Raw genomic sequence first — 13,759 nt, 5'->3', positions numbered from 1 at the left:
AGGCGCTTTTCTTAATATTCGTCGTCTCTAAATCCGTAATCACGCAAATGTGTAGCTTTATTACGCCAATCTTTTTGAACTTTTACCCATAACTCTAGGTATACTTTCGATCCAAGTAGCATTTCGATATCTTGGCGAGCTCTTGTTCCAACTTCTTTCAACAAAGCGCCTTTTTTACCAATAACAATCCCTTTTTGAGAATCACGTTCTACAACGATTGTTGCCATTACTCGGATCATATCTTTTTCTGTATCTTCTTCTTTTTTAATTTTATCGATTACTACTGCAATTGAATGTGGAATCTCTTCTCGCGTTAAATGTAATACTTTTTCGCGGATTAATTCAGAAATGATGAAACGCTCTGGATGATCCGTTACTTGATCTGCTGGGTAATATTGCGGTCCTTCAGGTAAATACTTTTGAATCGTTTCAAGCAGTCTATCGACGTTATTTCCTTGTAAAGCAGAAATAGGCACGATTTCAGCAAAGTCATATTTACTTGTATACGAATCAATAATTTTCGTCAGCTCATCTGGGTGAATTTGATCGATTTTATTGATAACTAGAAATACAGGTGTTTCATTTTTCTCTAGCATTTCCATAATGTATTCGTCAATTTTCCCTCTTGGTTCTGTTGCATTTACCATGAACAAAATTGTGTCCACTTCACGTAAAGTATTTTTTGCAACTTTCAACATGAAGTCACCAAGTTTATGTTTTGGAATATGAATTCCTGGTGTATCGATAAAAATCATTTGGCTTTCTTCTAACGTAACAACGCCCTGCACTTTGTTACGAGTCGTTTGTGGTTTATCACTCATAATAGCAATTTTTTGCCCAACTACTCGATTTAAAAATGTTGATTTCCCAACATTTGGTCTTCCGATAATCGATATAAATCCTGATTTATAGCCTTTATTGTTTTGAAGCATAGTCTAAATCCCCCGTTGTAAAAGCACCTGGCAACAATTCTGAAACCGTTGTTTCTAATACATTTCCTTTTAAATTTGTTAAATAAACTGGCATATTCGGGTCACAAAACTCCACTAGCACTTGTCTGCAAGCTCCACATGGAGAAATAGGCCCTTCTGTATCTCCAACAACCGCAATTGCTGAAAAAGTTTTTTTTCCTTCTGAAACTGCTTTAAAAATAGCCGTACGCTCTGCACAATTCGTTAGCCCAAACGATGCATTTTCAATATTACATCCATGAATTACTTCTCCATCTGTCGTTAAAAGTGCCGCACCTACTGGAAATTTTGAATACGGAACATATGCTTTCTCTCTTGCTACTTTCGACAATTCCATTAATTTTTCTTTATTCAACCCGTTCACCTCTAAAATAAGATTCCCCACCATTTGGGGACAAAAATGATCAAACCTATAGTAGCACTGCAAATTGCATGCACTAAACATGCTCCTGCTGCTAAATCTTTTGCTTGTAGCGCAAGCTGATGAAAATTAGGAGATACTAAATCCACGACTCGTTCAATCGACGCATTTACTAATTCTATCATGAACATGCCACTAATTAACATGACAATGATTATCCATTCCCATTTAGACAGTCCCGTTAGCAATCCAGCAATAATTACAACGACTCCGGCTACTAAATGAAATTGAAAATTTTGCTCACTTTTTACAGCATGAATGATGCCGTTCATCGCATACTTAAACGATTTGAAAAATTTACGAATGTCCATGGCCTTCACGACGCAAACCAAAAGCTTGTAATATTGTTTCTTGTAATCCGAACATTTCTTTTTCTTCTTCTTCTGTCCCGTGATCAAAACCAAGTAAATGCAAGAATCCGTGAACCGCTAAAAAACAAACTTCTCGTTCAAATGTGTGCGCATAAGCGGCCGCTTGTTCTTTCGCACGCTCCACCGAAATAATAATATCACCTAACAAAGTAGGAATATCTGCATCAATTATTTTCATTTCACCTTCGCCTAACTCCTCCATTGCAAACGAAATAACATCTGTTGCAACGTCTTTGTTACGATACGTACGATTAATTTCTTGAATCGCATCGTTTGTCACAAAAGTTACGCTTACTTCACTGCCATCTTTAATCGATTGTTGATCCGCTGCAAACTGCAATACTTTCTCAACAAGCTCGATCGTTTCCTTAGAAAGTGTGTTTGTCTCGTCCATTAAGTCCAGTTCTAGCATATTTGTTCCACCTTATTTCATTATTTTGGGTACTCAATACGTGAATGGAAAATACCATTCAGCGTTGTACAAAAGCTTTCTTCCATTTTTTTTATTTCACGTAACGATAAATCACATTCATCAAATTGTCCATCTTGAAGTCTATCTTTCACAATAGATCTGACTAACGCTTGTATTTTTTCAGCAGTCGGCTCTTTCATCGATCGCACTGCCGCTTCTACGCTATCCGCAACAGAAATAATAGCAGTCTCTTTCGATTGTGGTTTCGGCCCAGCATATCTGAAATCATCTTCTTTTACTTTGTCATTCTGTTCCTTCGCTTTGTAATAAAAGAACTTCAACAAGCTTGTTCCATGATGCTGTTCAGCAACATCGACAATTTCTTTTGGCATTTTATATTTACGTAAAATATTCGCGCCATCAACAGCATGAGCAATAATAATATCGCGACTTGCCTCCGGTGGCAAATTATCATGCGGATTATAGCCATTCATTTGATTTTCAATGAAAAAACCTGGACGTTTCGTCTTCCCAATATCATGATAATAACAACAAACTCTAGCAAGCAAACCATTTGCCCCGATTGCTTCACAAGCCGCATCCGCCAAATTCGCAACCATTACACTGTGATGATACGTTCCAGGAGTTTCCGTTAATATCTTTTTCAACAAAGGATGATTCGGACTGGATAGCTCGATTAACTTCATCGTAGACAAAACGCCAAATGCGGATTCAAAAAACGGTAATACCCCAATCGTTAATGCCCCAGACAAAACCCCAGACACTACTGCTGCTCCTATATAAAATAATATATCGGCTGCCCCATAGGTCGTTTTCGTCATTAATAAATAAAATATAACAAATAAAATATTTACACTTGAAACGATCAAGCTAGAACGCAATATTTGAGAATTATTACTCATTCGTTGTAATGCAAAAATTCCAGCTATCCCTCCAAATAGTATGTATAAAGACACGTCCATTTGAAACAAATTTGTATAGCCTTCTTGAAAAACTAATCCTGAATAAGCAGCAACAACGATTGTTGTAATAAATGCAGCTCGTTCATTGACTAAAAGGAATACCAGCATCGAAACCATTGCCGTTGGAAATAAAAAAGCAATCATAAAATCAAAATTATACGATACAGATTGTACAACTTTCATTATTAATACAGAAATTAGCAAGCTGAATGAAACAACAATTAATGATTTAGCATTCTCTACTGTTTTAGCTTTTCGATTAATCGTTTGTTCATATAAAACCCACATTGTAAGAAGTACAAATAATGCGATACCAAAGAGCGGCCTAAATGAAGACTTGTCCGTTAACATGCCAACCAATTCTAATTGTCTGTAAACTTCTCGGTCGATGATTTGTCCTTTTTGTACAAGAATTTGCCCTTGTAAAATTTTCGTTGGCTCCACACTTGCCTTCGCTTGATTGATGCGTAATTGTGTCAATTCCTCGTTCTCTATTTCGGTTTCCACAATACTAAAGCGAGCAATCGCGCCTAGCACATTCATATATTCTTTTGAATAATTAAAAGAATCATGCACTTTTTGTTCCATTTCCTTTTTCTTTTCAGCTACATTTTCCAAACGTATCGGATCATTTAATGTCTGTTCTACTAAATTGGAAAACTTTTGTTTTGTTTGACTAAGCACAAGAGGAGTTTGTTTTAAAAGCACTTTTAATGCATCATCATTCAACTGAACATATTTCGCATTTTCAGCTAATATTTCCATCTCATCTTGTAATTTTGTAAGCTGCGCATTTGCTTCAGGGTTTTCTGGATCATTTTTCGTATTCGCTTTCACCTCAAGCACATTATCAAAAATCGAGCTTATAATCGCTACTTGATTGTCGGCCGTTTCTTCTTGAAATTGGTACACTGGAAGTACTTCTGCTACCACTCGTTTTCGTTCTTCTTCTGTTTTTTGCGTATCTTCTATCGTTTTAACAGAATGAATCGAATCTGGAGAAAGCTGGAACATTTCAATGTCGTATTTATTTTCTTTCACGTTTCCAATTAATAAAAAAAACATACTGACTGTTGTAACAAGAATTATAATTAATGGTAGATACTTATAATTTACCCATTCTTTCCATTTCATCAAAAACGTCTTCATACGAAAATCATCCCCTTACAACTGGTATTTTTATTATACCTTACTTTTAGAATGATTTAAAAATAATTCCATAATCTAATAGAAATAATGAATAATTGAGAGATTAGGAATGGCCATATTAAACAAAAATCCCAATTGAAAAATAAAAATCTTCCCCTACTAAACTAAAGGGAAGATGAGGCAAGTTAGTTTTTTTATCAGATCATCCTTTAATTTCAAGGAAGTATATTACAGACTCTTTATATCTACAGTTAATCTAACTCGGTACCTTATGTAAAAAAATATAGCAAGGTACATAGGGTTTCAATTTTTCTAATTCCAACAACTAAGAAGACTCAATGATCTTCAAGTTAAGCAACTCAGTAGTTTGAACATGGAATCCATTTTATATTAACCATTTCAATTGTATTGCCCTCTCTTTTGCAATATCTAAAATCTGCAACCTTACCACATTTTCTGATTCTACTTTTAAGATAATTTGTTTAGCAGTTTCAAAATTGGTGATTACATACCCCGATTTTTCAAAATCGAATGTATAAGGTAGAAATTTTTCTGCCTTTACTAAAAACCACACTGTATAAGTATCGGTTGCATCCCAATACCAGGATGCAAATGGAATCCTCTTAGAATGAAGAGTCATACCCACTTCTTCCATAGCTTCACGTTCCAGTGCCTCAACAATACTTTCGCTCTCTTCAATTCTTCCGCTGATAGTCGTTAAAAGTTGTTCTTCTTTATCCCACGCCATAACAATTGCTCCATTTTTCGTTATTGGAATACAATGAACACCTGCAATTTTTTTATCATCAGGCAAATCAATTATTGCTTTTAACATAGTCACTTTCACCTCTTCATACAAAGTTCCCTTGTAATTCTCTGCGTAAAGACATTCTTATCTCTATTTATTGCAGCATTCTATTATTCAATTACGCCGTTACTAAAGTTAATTACAAACTGAGAAATCATTAATTATTTCTATCACTTCAATTTTTCCATTAATCAAAAGTTCAGGAAGCTCATTTTTCACATTGCCCTTCCAATATTCTCTTGCTTGTTCAATCTTTTGAGTGAAAGGAAGCCCATCTTCCTTTGGTAATAGCTTTCCATCTCCCTCAAAAGAATTTCCAATAACTCTAAGTTTAACAATCTGCAAAACTTTTCGATTGTACGAATCAAATAATTCCTTCCATTTCAACGCGTCTTCATAACTTTTTGCAGCATATAAACAAGACAATCTTGAAGGATATTCAGGATATAAATCTAATCTAACCATTTCTACTACAACTTCTCTAATAGCTCTAATTGTTTGACTTACATACTTAACAGCTACCTCGGCATTTTCTTTATTCAGGTTCAATCCTTCATTTGTATAATGACTGTATAATATTTGAATAAAATCTTCGCCTTTAGAATTCAATTGTTCCTTTTCAAAAAAGAAGCTATACAAGGTGTTTTTTTAATTTTTTGTCAAAGCTAATTTTCTGTCCAATAGTCATTTTTTCTCTAGTAACAATGTGATAAACATCCAATTCATTTTCCTTCATAGCCTAACTCCTCTTCACGATTATTAACTATGGTATACATTAGTTCGTTATGTTAAATAGCTCTTGCACATTTTTATTTACATAATTTCTTAACATAAAAAGATCACTTTTCTCGAACTTATAGATTTCCTTCTCATCTGCATAACTATTAATCACTTTTTGAATAGTAAAGCTAAACTCTTTTGGCAAGGATGATAGTCCCCAGTTACCAGCTTCTTGCTTCGACGAAATAATACCTTCTTTAAGGTACCAATACACCCTTATTAAGTTTAATACGCAATAAATGGGGTCTTCTTCAATATTCTCTAAACATTCTTGGAAGTCACCCAATATGGATGATATATAATGCGAACGCGGAATCTTTGGAAATACTTCATCTATTGGAGGTCCTTCTATACAAATTCCTCGATGATTTGCAAGAGTGATATGTGCAGCTAAATCAGCGTCTTTTCTTAACTTTCCGTTTAAATTTTGATATGCCCCTTTTGATAAGTCATCTTGGTACCTGCCTCGCCAAAATTCACTATAATGAAAATCGAAGGGGCACGGATGCGTCCATTTTTTTAATTGTTCCTTATTTATGAAACTGATTTCTACAGGAAATGGCTCATTGGAGAAATTTAAAAATAACTCAGCCAATTTTCTTTTGGTTTCCACAGTCATTCTTTTATGCGTTAAGACCAAAACATCTATATCACTACTTTTAGGATTAAATCCTCCCATTGCCAAAGAACCGTGTATATAAAAACCAATAAAATCTTCTTTTATTATTTCTTTCGTTTTATATAAGAGATCTGTTACAAAATCCTTTATTTCTGTAGAACACGTTTTCCAACTAATGGTCATAGATATAATCCTCCACACTGATTTCCGTTACTTAGAACATTCCATACAATTATTTATAATGGCAAACTCATAGTAACGGTTCTTACGTTAAAGCCCATTTTTTCATAAAGTTTAATGACTTGATTCCCTGCAAATGCACTAAGGCGTACTTCAGAGTAACCATCCTGTCTTAGATGATCAATCGCAGTTCGCATTAACTGCTTGGAAACTCCATTTCCTCTAAATTGTTCTATAACAAAAAGTTCATAAATAAACCCATTTACCTTATCAGTAAATTGGTCTTTACTTGCCCCTAGAAAGATCCAGCCCATTAATTCATCGTTCTCTGTCGCTATTAAATAATAGCTTCCTTTTTCCAATAGTGGTTCAACTAGGCGTTTAATTTTTTTATTTGTAGGCATTACCTCACCCAATGTGCCATCAAATAAGGCTTGTGGAGAAAGTAAAATAACCTTTTCCAATTCTGAATCATTAGGTTTTCTAATATCCATTAATAGAGTCAGTCCTTTCATTTTTCCAATATCAATCAACAAATATAGAAATCAATAAGCTGATTGCAAATAATAGATATGCAATTTGAATAATTATGTACATTGTAGATTCAAAAGGTGATAGTCCTCTTTGCTTCTTAGTTTTTGCTAGATGCCGAGAATAAAAAGCGGTACTAATAACTAATATTCCTAAAGAAATTGCACGTAAAATTTCTGCAAAGATTAACAAGCATATCAACTCCCTTGTAGTAAATCCGATTAAATAATCCCAAAGCTCTTTAATGCATATTCAATTCCGGCTTCACTAGATTTTTTAGTAACGAAATCAGCTATGTTTTTTAAATTTTCATTTCCATTCTCCATGGCTATTCCTAGTCCTACTAACTCCAACATGTCTATATCATTTTCCCCATCGCCAAAAGCTATCGCTTCTTTTTTATCAATTCCAAAGTAGTCTAATACTTTAAGGATTGCAATTGACTTAGAGACGTCATGTTGCAAGACATTTAACACATAAGGATGCCACCTTTTAAATGTAAGATGCGGAAATTTAGTGATATATTTCTGAACAGAGTCATCGTTTGCGAATAAGCACATCAAATAAACTTCTTCTTCATGAATGGAAGAATTAATCATAGGATAATCATTTAGAGACAAGGTTTCATTCAATGCTTTTATTATTCTCGGTTCTTGTACTCCGTTCATGCTAAATTCCTCGGTATAGTAGGAAAGAGCGTGATTTTGTATGTTTGCAAATTCGACCACTTGTTGAACGATCTCTTTATCCATTGTAATTTTATGAATCACTTTTCCATTTTGTTTTACATATGCTCCATTTGCTGTGATGAAAGTATCAATTCCTATTTTCTCTATTTCCTCACACATGGATAAAGGTCTTCCAGTTGCGGCAACTACCTTTATTCCTTTGTTTTTTAATGCTCTCATAGCTTTTTTAGTGCTGTTTGAAATAGTTCCATCCCTGTAATCTGTAATTGTTCCATCAACATCGAAAAACACAATTTTATAAGTCATCGATATCCTCCTTATTAAGAAGATAACTTATTAATATATCTTTCGGCTTAAACTCAGCTTTAATATAAACGTGATTCGCTTGACTGTTCGTATTATCTACGCATAGTTTAATTTCGTTAATTTGTGGATATGAAAACATTTTTGTCAGCACTTCTTTTAACAACATCGTGCCTAAACCTTGATTTTGTACGTTTTTGGAAATACCTATATACTCCAGTGAAGCCTCTGCCATACCAATATCAACTTCAAAGTAGGCATAGCCTTGCAACTCATTAGATTCGGTTTTAAACACTCTCAGCATATTTTCATCGCTAAGTCTCTCTGCTATTGTTTTTGCATCGTAGTAAGTGCTGGGGAAAATTTCGTTATGTAATTTTTCAAATGCTTGAAAATCACTTTGTATAAACGGTGTACTTTTTATCTCACTCACTCGATTGAAATCTTCTTCTTTAATTTCTAATATAAGATGTTCACCCGTAACTTTTGCCCGTAGTTCATTCATAAATGCTTGTTGTTCTAGATTTTCTTTATTAATAAAAAACTCAAAGGTTTGAACAGTTTGATTTTCATTTGCTAACAGTTCCCATAATTGATGCTGCAGCGCGACAGAAGCATTTTGATTAAACGGCCCCCATACTTCTGCACTTGACTCATCTATGTCCAAACCAATGGCTGCAATGATTTCCCCCGTATTACTTCTTGCGACGAAAAATTTGATATCGCCATCATTACTGACAAAGTCCTCTTTTAATGTCTCGTAAATTTCCTCTACCTTTTCGCCACAGTAGCCAATATGTGATTTCTTGTGTTTGTTTATTTTAGATAAAAATCGAGATAATTCCTCAAGATTTTTTGCTTTTTCTATTGTTTCATTCATATAATGTCACCTCACCTCTCTATTTTTGACTACTCGTTATGAACAACCCTATTAGTTTTAATAGTAAAGACAGGTTTTAACTCTCTTCCAATAAAATTAGCAGGTATAGGGCTTCGTGCTAATTCTCTAGCCCAAATAGAAAGTTGACCAATATGATGAACTTCGTGAATAATTATATGGTGTAATATTTCATCAACAGTATATTTATCTTCATCCCAAGGAACACTTACAAGCTTCTTTTTAAATTCGCCTAAATACAATTTCAAATATTCAACTATTTCTTCCCGGAATGTATCTGACAATGATTTAACCTTCTCGAGCGTATCGTAATCAGCAAATTCAATTTCTATATCATCCTTACTTTGAATACCGCGAAGCCAACTATATTCAATATCAATAATGTGAAAAAGCGTATATTATATACTTTCCACTCCTCCAGTTCGATCTTTTATCAATTCTTCATTTGATAGTTGATTACACCATTCAAACCATTCGTCTCTTACTTGCCAATTATATTCAAAGAATTTTATCAATGAAAAACTCCTATATATAATTATTTATGACAGCGTTTGCCACTAAAATTTCTCTTTTTATTGGAGTAATCCAAGTCCTTCATTCCCTTAAATTGGCCTCTATTTTTTCTTACTTATGAACTAAATTAATATCGTTAGAACAAGAAGTAGAAATGGAGTCAAACCAACATATTTCCATGCATTATTGGTCCCTGAAAAATAATATGCGATCGGTATGAATGTAATCGTACTAATTAGTAAGAATACCCAAGACTTTTTAATAAAAGCCGCAATTGAAACAAATAATGAAAGTTTCCATGATGCACAGATTTTACACGCGCCAGACGAAACAGCTTTTGGGACCCCTTATGCTTAGATTGAAAAGATCACTTATTCCAATTATCGGAATAATTTCAAAGGAAGGGCGAGGTGCTTTATAAATGGCATAAAATATGCGAGAGTTTTCAGATATCGACAGTTCTTCGTCATTTCCTTCAATAAGTAATTTAATTTTCTGTATATTTCCATCAAATGCCTTCCCTACTAAAATAGAAATCTTTGTCCCCCGTATAGTCTCGTTGTCAAAAATTACTTCCGAATAAGGAGCTTCTCCTCTAAATCCAGTAGACGGAATTCCTCTATACCAACTAAATCCATCCTTGCTTTCGGTAATACACGTCACACCTAATGTACGATCAACTTAAAAAAAGACGATTGTTTCATCCATGTATTCTTCTACTGATAATAAATTTACTTCTCCTATATCGTTTGAACTTTCTTGCTCCAATCCGTATTTGATCGCATCTTTTTTGGAAACGTACCGATTAGTAGTATCTGTATTACATCCTGCTAATAAAGAAACGAAAACCAATAAAGTAAGTATTTTTTTTCAAAAGAGTAACCCCTCAATAAATATTTATTCCTCTATCCAATCCTTTTGTCGAATAAGTAAATTCTCTTGGATTGCATTTCGTAAATTTGCAACGTTATTCGGATTAACTGCCCAATTATTCATAAGCTCTTTTTGCCTAGTCTTTAAGTCCTCATAAGGCTGTTCAATCATTTCTATTACATCAAATCTTTCATCGAAGACCTTAGCATCTTTCATTTTTTTATAACCACCAAATCCTAAGTCGTCATTCAAAAGCCAAACTACTCTTTTAATATTTGCAAATAAAATACCACCTGTACACATAGGACACGGCTCTAGTGTAGAATATATTGTAAACTTTTCTCTTTTTATTTTTGCGTTGAATACTGCTTGACCTGCATTTCTTATGGCATCAATTTCTGCGTGGGCAGTTGCATCTTGTGCTGGGTGTACTCTATTGCGCCCTCTTGAGATTAAATTGTAGTTTTCATCAACAATTACTGCTCCTACTGGGTATGTATTTTCCTTTAATGCTTGTTCTGCTTCTTCCAATGCCATTTCTAAATAAAATCTATCTTTATCAATACTCATGATTTTCCCCCTTTAAAAAGCTTATATCTCTAACGCAAATTTAAATATTCTCGCTATAAAATAACCTATATTGTATTAGCAGGTTTTCTATTCCCAAGTACTCTTCCACGCCATTCCTACTTATCTCTTTAAATCCTATTTTCTCAAACATCTTTCTAGAACGAATATTCGCTTCGTGGATTTCAGCATTAAAAACTGTAATTCCTAACTTCTTACAAGCATAATCCATCATACATAGAATAGAATTAGACCCAATTCCTTTCCCCCATAACGAACTCTCTCCAATTGCAATACCTAATTCAGCTACATTATCTTTCATACAGGCTAAATCTGTGTACCCAACTAACCTTCCTTCCATCTCTATTCCCATACGAATAAAACTATCAGATTCATTATTAATACAATGAAGCCACCAACTATATAATTCTTCTTCGCTTCTATTTTGCTCCCATCCATTAGCTGAACAAAAAGTGTTATCCATACTCCAATTTAAAACTCTTTTAAAGTCATCTATGCTTAAAGGTCTAATTTTAATATTCATTCTTCAATCCCCAATATTCATTTATAAGAAGAAAGTATACTTAACTATTGAATCCATTCCATTACAAACAATTTTTGTTCTTTCGTATTTGAAATTGTAAGAATGTAGCCATTATCTTCGTCCAATTTATAAAAGTATTTATCATTATTATCGAAAATCACAAGATTCTCTTGAAATAAAACAGGAAGATTCTGCGTATCTTTGTTTATACTAGTCGCATCTTTTTGAAATTTTTTAAGGTGACTTGATACAGTATCAAAAGATTTTTCATCAATAGCAATCCAACCATTGTTCTCCTTTACCTTCTTTCCAACAGACCTATATTTAAGAACATGAAAAGTTTCCCCCTCACTTGGGAATCCATATCTTGTATTAAATACTGTTTCTAACCTACTTGGTATAGGAGCCTCAAACCCCCAATTCAATTTCCATTCAATAGATTGAGAAATATAATTCCAGTTAATTATTACAAGTCCTTCCATAATAGTGGAATTGTAATCCAGATTATTATTTTCTTCTTCATACGATTTCTCCTCGATACCGAAATAGAATGATCATTTAATAAATTCTCCCCAAATTATGATCTTCTAGAGCAATATTCTCTGTTTAATTAACATCACCCTTTAGTTAAATCAACAAAAAATAACTAATAACTGCAACGACGCCACTCGGTAGACCTACAAGTAGTATAGAACTAGTTAATGAAAATCTTTCGTTTCGATCTTCCTTTGATTCAGATTGTAAGTTTCGCCCCAACCTATCTCCGCTCACAAATGCTCCAGACAATAATGCGCTTGCTGCAAGAGATACAAGTGCGATAACACCAGTAATTTTATACATTAAAGAGAAATCACTAAAAAGCAGCGAGATAAGTATAGATACTACAATCAAACCAATTCCTATACTAAATTTTTTCATTCAAACAACACATCCTTATGGTTTTTGAAAAATCACAGTGACAGTTGGCTCCTCGTAGCAAATTATATCTACCCTATGTTCAATACAAGACAATGAAAGATGCATTAATTTTTTATCTGGCAAGCATGATTCCCGTTGGATAAAATCGAAGAATTTGGACTTATGATAAATTAGGAAAGACTCTCCTTCATATATTTCCTCATCGTTCCAAACTGTAAAATCATCGTAGATGACGGAATATGTAACATAATTTGAAAAGTCTAACTGTAAAGTTGTAACATTACTATCCGGGTGAGGATAAATGAGTAAATCAGTTGGATTTTTGGCTTTGTTTACAATTATGCTTAAGCCCACATCTTTTGTTTTTCGTTCACAAATTTGTTCAAATGAAATATGCCATCCTCTTTCATTTATTAACTCCCTAAACTCCATACAGTAGTCACCACCTAGTTAATAAAAAGTGTATTACTTCTTTTTCAAAACAAATAACTCCCTAATAAAAGCACCGATAATAGAAGATAGCAATATAATAGTAAGTAAATTTATCACTTTTACAAATGTATGCGGTGTGTAAATAACTTGAACACATTGGCTAACAATAATTAATGCATAAAGAATGCACATCATTACTAGAAATGTAGGAGTTACTTTTCTTCTATTTCGCATCGAATCCCTCTCCGTACAGCAATAGCAACAATTTCTCCAATAACATCTGGAACATCCACTTCATTTGTAACTACTAATAAATAATCCGCTTCACCCTCTATAGGAGCTTTCGCCTCTTCATTATTTTGCCGAGTAAATACTTCGCCAAAATTTAAAGCAGTTCTTAGTATCGTTGTAGTCCGTTGACTTTTTTCAATGCGCTCTTTCAACATATCATCTGGAATATCAAAATCTACTAAAATGCTGCCAAATCCCCTGCTTTGATAATATTCAAGCAAACTCAAACGACCCTCTTGATTACGATTTGAATTGCAAAGAATAATATGGCAATCAGTTTCATTAACTGCATAATTAACAATAGTTTCGGTAATAGCGTACTTAATCATATTATTTCCTTGTTTAGGCAATAATGTTTGATAATAAGTCTGAAGAAATTCAGCATGATTATCTTGATCAATCACGACCGAATTCAACAACTCTTTTTCTAAAGCTTTCGCAAACGTCGTTTTACCACTATGGGTTTTACCGACTGTCATAATTACAAACCTTTTCACGCACACAAC

Annotated in this window: 17 protein-coding genes and 2 pseudogenes; all 19 read right to left on the bottom strand. The window is 33.7% G+C overall.

Annotated elements, in window-relative coordinates:
- Window positions 1-11: 11 nt before the first annotated feature.
- Window positions 12-932 carry a GTPase Era gene (gene era / locus RUH95_RS05480; protein WP_313891824.1) on the bottom strand — a complete coding sequence of 307 codons (921 nt, stop codon included), beginning with the start codon at window positions 930-932 and terminating at the stop codon, window positions 12-14.
- Window positions 916-1,326, bottom strand: a complete 411-nt coding sequence (locus tag RUH95_RS05475) for a cytidine deaminase (RefSeq protein WP_313891823.1) — start codon at window positions 1,324-1,326, stop codon at window positions 916-918. Before RUH95_RS05475 ends, era begins: the two co-directional genes overlap by 17 nt.
- A gap of 11 nt (window positions 1,327-1,337) precedes the next feature.
- On the bottom strand, window positions 1,338-1,703 hold the full coding sequence (locus RUH95_RS05470) for a diacylglycerol kinase family protein (RefSeq protein ID WP_313891822.1): 366 nt from the start codon (window positions 1,701-1,703) through the stop codon (window positions 1,338-1,340).
- Window positions 1,690-2,175 (bottom strand): rRNA maturation RNase YbeY, encoded by a 486-nt coding sequence (ybeY, locus tag RUH95_RS05465; RefSeq protein ID WP_313891821.1) that lies wholly within the window; start codon window positions 2,173-2,175, stop codon window positions 1,690-1,692. Before ybeY ends, RUH95_RS05470 begins: the two co-directional genes overlap by 14 nt.
- 20 nt (window positions 2,176-2,195) lie before the next feature.
- Complete coding sequence (locus RUH95_RS05460; RefSeq protein ID WP_313891820.1) at window positions 2,196-4,307, bottom strand: HD family phosphohydrolase; 2,112 nt, start codon at window positions 4,305-4,307, stop codon at window positions 2,196-2,198.
- Window positions 4,308-4,692: 385 nt separating this feature from the next.
- Window positions 4,693-5,142, bottom strand: a complete 450-nt coding sequence (locus RUH95_RS05455; protein WP_313891819.1) for an NUDIX hydrolase — start codon at window positions 5,140-5,142, stop codon at window positions 4,693-4,695.
- Window positions 5,143-5,250: 108 nt separating this feature from the next.
- Window positions 5,251-5,851 (bottom strand): annotated as a pseudogene (locus tag RUH95_RS05450) (DUF2441 domain-containing protein).
- Window positions 5,852-5,890: 39 nt separating this feature from the next.
- Window positions 5,891-6,697, bottom strand: a complete 807-nt coding sequence (locus RUH95_RS05445) for an aminoglycoside adenylyltransferase domain-containing protein (RefSeq protein ID WP_313891818.1) — start codon at window positions 6,695-6,697, stop codon at window positions 5,891-5,893.
- Window positions 6,698-6,750: 53 nt separating this feature from the next.
- Entirely contained in the window at window positions 6,751-7,188 is a 438-nt protein-coding gene (locus RUH95_RS05440; protein WP_313891817.1) for a GNAT family N-acetyltransferase, read from the bottom strand.
- A 258-nt stretch (window positions 7,189-7,446) separates the two neighbouring features.
- On the bottom strand, window positions 7,447-8,220 hold the full coding sequence (locus tag RUH95_RS05435) for a Cof-type HAD-IIB family hydrolase (RefSeq protein WP_313891816.1): 774 nt from the start codon (window positions 8,218-8,220) through the stop codon (window positions 7,447-7,449).
- A complete protein-coding gene (locus RUH95_RS05430; protein WP_313891815.1) occupies window positions 8,210-9,097 on the bottom strand; it encodes a GNAT family N-acetyltransferase in 888 nt (295 codons plus the stop codon). The genes RUH95_RS05435 and RUH95_RS05430 overlap by 11 nt, the downstream gene beginning before the upstream one ends.
- 29 nt (window positions 9,098-9,126) lie before the next feature.
- A pseudogene (locus tag RUH95_RS05425) lies at window positions 9,127-9,630 on the bottom strand (DinB family protein).
- 895 nt (window positions 9,631-10,525) lie between these two features.
- Window positions 10,526-11,071: a nucleoside deaminase gene (locus RUH95_RS05420; RefSeq protein WP_313891814.1), complete on the bottom strand. Its 546-nt coding sequence runs from the start codon at window positions 11,069-11,071 to the stop codon at window positions 10,526-10,528.
- A gap of 40 nt (window positions 11,072-11,111) precedes the next feature.
- The gene (locus RUH95_RS05415; protein WP_313891813.1) at window positions 11,112-11,612 is read right to left on the bottom strand and encodes a GNAT family N-acetyltransferase; all 501 of its coding nucleotides are present in this window, start codon (window positions 11,610-11,612) and stop codon (window positions 11,112-11,114) included.
- 44 nt (window positions 11,613-11,656) lie between these two features.
- Complete coding sequence (locus tag RUH95_RS05410) at window positions 11,657-12,094, bottom strand: hypothetical protein (RefSeq protein WP_313891812.1); 438 nt, start codon at window positions 12,092-12,094, stop codon at window positions 11,657-11,659.
- 145 nt (window positions 12,095-12,239) lie between these two features.
- The gene (locus tag RUH95_RS05405; RefSeq protein WP_313891811.1) at window positions 12,240-12,530 is read right to left on the bottom strand and encodes a DUF5316 domain-containing protein; all 291 of its coding nucleotides are present in this window, start codon (window positions 12,528-12,530) and stop codon (window positions 12,240-12,242) included.
- A 15-nt stretch (window positions 12,531-12,545) separates the two neighbouring features.
- Entirely contained in the window at window positions 12,546-12,962 is a 417-nt protein-coding gene (locus RUH95_RS05400; protein WP_313891810.1) for a hypothetical protein, read from the bottom strand.
- Between the two features lie 33 nt (window positions 12,963-12,995).
- On the bottom strand, window positions 12,996-13,196 hold the full coding sequence (locus tag RUH95_RS05395; protein WP_313891809.1) for a hypothetical protein: 201 nt from the start codon (window positions 13,194-13,196) through the stop codon (window positions 12,996-12,998).
- Window positions 13,175-13,750 (bottom strand): AAA family ATPase, encoded by a 576-nt coding sequence (locus tag RUH95_RS05390; RefSeq protein WP_313891808.1) that lies wholly within the window; start codon window positions 13,748-13,750, stop codon window positions 13,175-13,177. Before RUH95_RS05390 ends, RUH95_RS05395 begins: the two co-directional genes overlap by 22 nt.
- Window positions 13,751-13,759 lie beyond the last annotated feature (9 nt).

The sequence above is a fragment of the Psychrobacillus sp. genome (assembly GCF_032154225.1).
GTDB lineage: Bacteria > Bacillota > Bacilli > Bacillales_A > Planococcaceae > Psychrobacillus.
Note: the sequence above shows the minus strand (reverse complement) of the source record. Positions and strands in the feature narration are given on the sequence as shown.

Coding starts and splice junctions, on each gene's coding strand:
- RUH95_RS05460 (WP_313891820.1), bottom strand. CDS start 4,307: ATGAAGACGTTTTTGATGAAATGGAAAGAATGGGTAAATTATAAGTAT.
- RUH95_RS05440 (WP_313891817.1), bottom strand. CDS start 7,188: ATGGATATTAGAAAACCTAATGATTCAGAATTGGAAAAGGTTATTTTA.
- RUH95_RS05410 (WP_313891812.1), bottom strand. CDS start 12,094: ATGGAAGGACTTGTAATAATTAACTGGAATTATATTTCTCAATCTATT.
- RUH95_RS05395 (WP_313891809.1), bottom strand. CDS start 13,196: ATGCGAAATAGAAGAAAAGTAACTCCTACATTTCTAGTAATGATGTGC.
- RUH95_RS05445 (WP_313891818.1), bottom strand. CDS start 6,697: ATGACCATTAGTTGGAAAACGTGTTCTACAGAAATAAAGGATTTTGTA.
- RUH95_RS05420 (WP_313891814.1), bottom strand. CDS start 11,071: ATGAGTATTGATAAAGATAGATTTTATTTAGAAATGGCATTGGAAGAA.
- RUH95_RS05415 (WP_313891813.1), bottom strand. CDS start 11,612: ATGAATATTAAAATTAGACCTTTAAGCATAGATGACTTTAAAAGAGTT.
- era (WP_313891824.1), bottom strand. CDS start 932: ATGCTTCAAAACAATAAAGGCTATAAATCAGGATTTATATCGATTATC.
- RUH95_RS05470 (WP_313891822.1), bottom strand. CDS start 1,703: ATGGACATTCGTAAATTTTTCAAATCGTTTAAGTATGCGATGAACGGC.
- RUH95_RS05400 (WP_313891810.1), bottom strand. CDS start 12,962: ATGGAGTTTAGGGAGTTAATAAATGAAAGAGGATGGCATATTTCATTT.
- RUH95_RS05430 (WP_313891815.1), bottom strand. CDS start 9,097: ATGAATGAAACAATAGAAAAAGCAAAAAATCTTGAGGAATTATCTCGA.
- ybeY (WP_313891821.1), bottom strand. CDS start 2,175: ATGCTAGAACTGGACTTAATGGACGAGACAAACACACTTTCTAAGGAA.
- RUH95_RS05405 (WP_313891811.1), bottom strand. CDS start 12,530: ATGAAAAAATTTAGTATAGGAATTGGTTTGATTGTAGTATCTATACTT.
- RUH95_RS05435 (WP_313891816.1), bottom strand. CDS start 8,220: ATGACTTATAAAATTGTGTTTTTCGATGTTGATGGAACAATTACAGAT.
- RUH95_RS05455 (WP_313891819.1), bottom strand. CDS start 5,142: ATGTTAAAAGCAATAATTGATTTGCCTGATGATAAAAAAATTGCAGGT.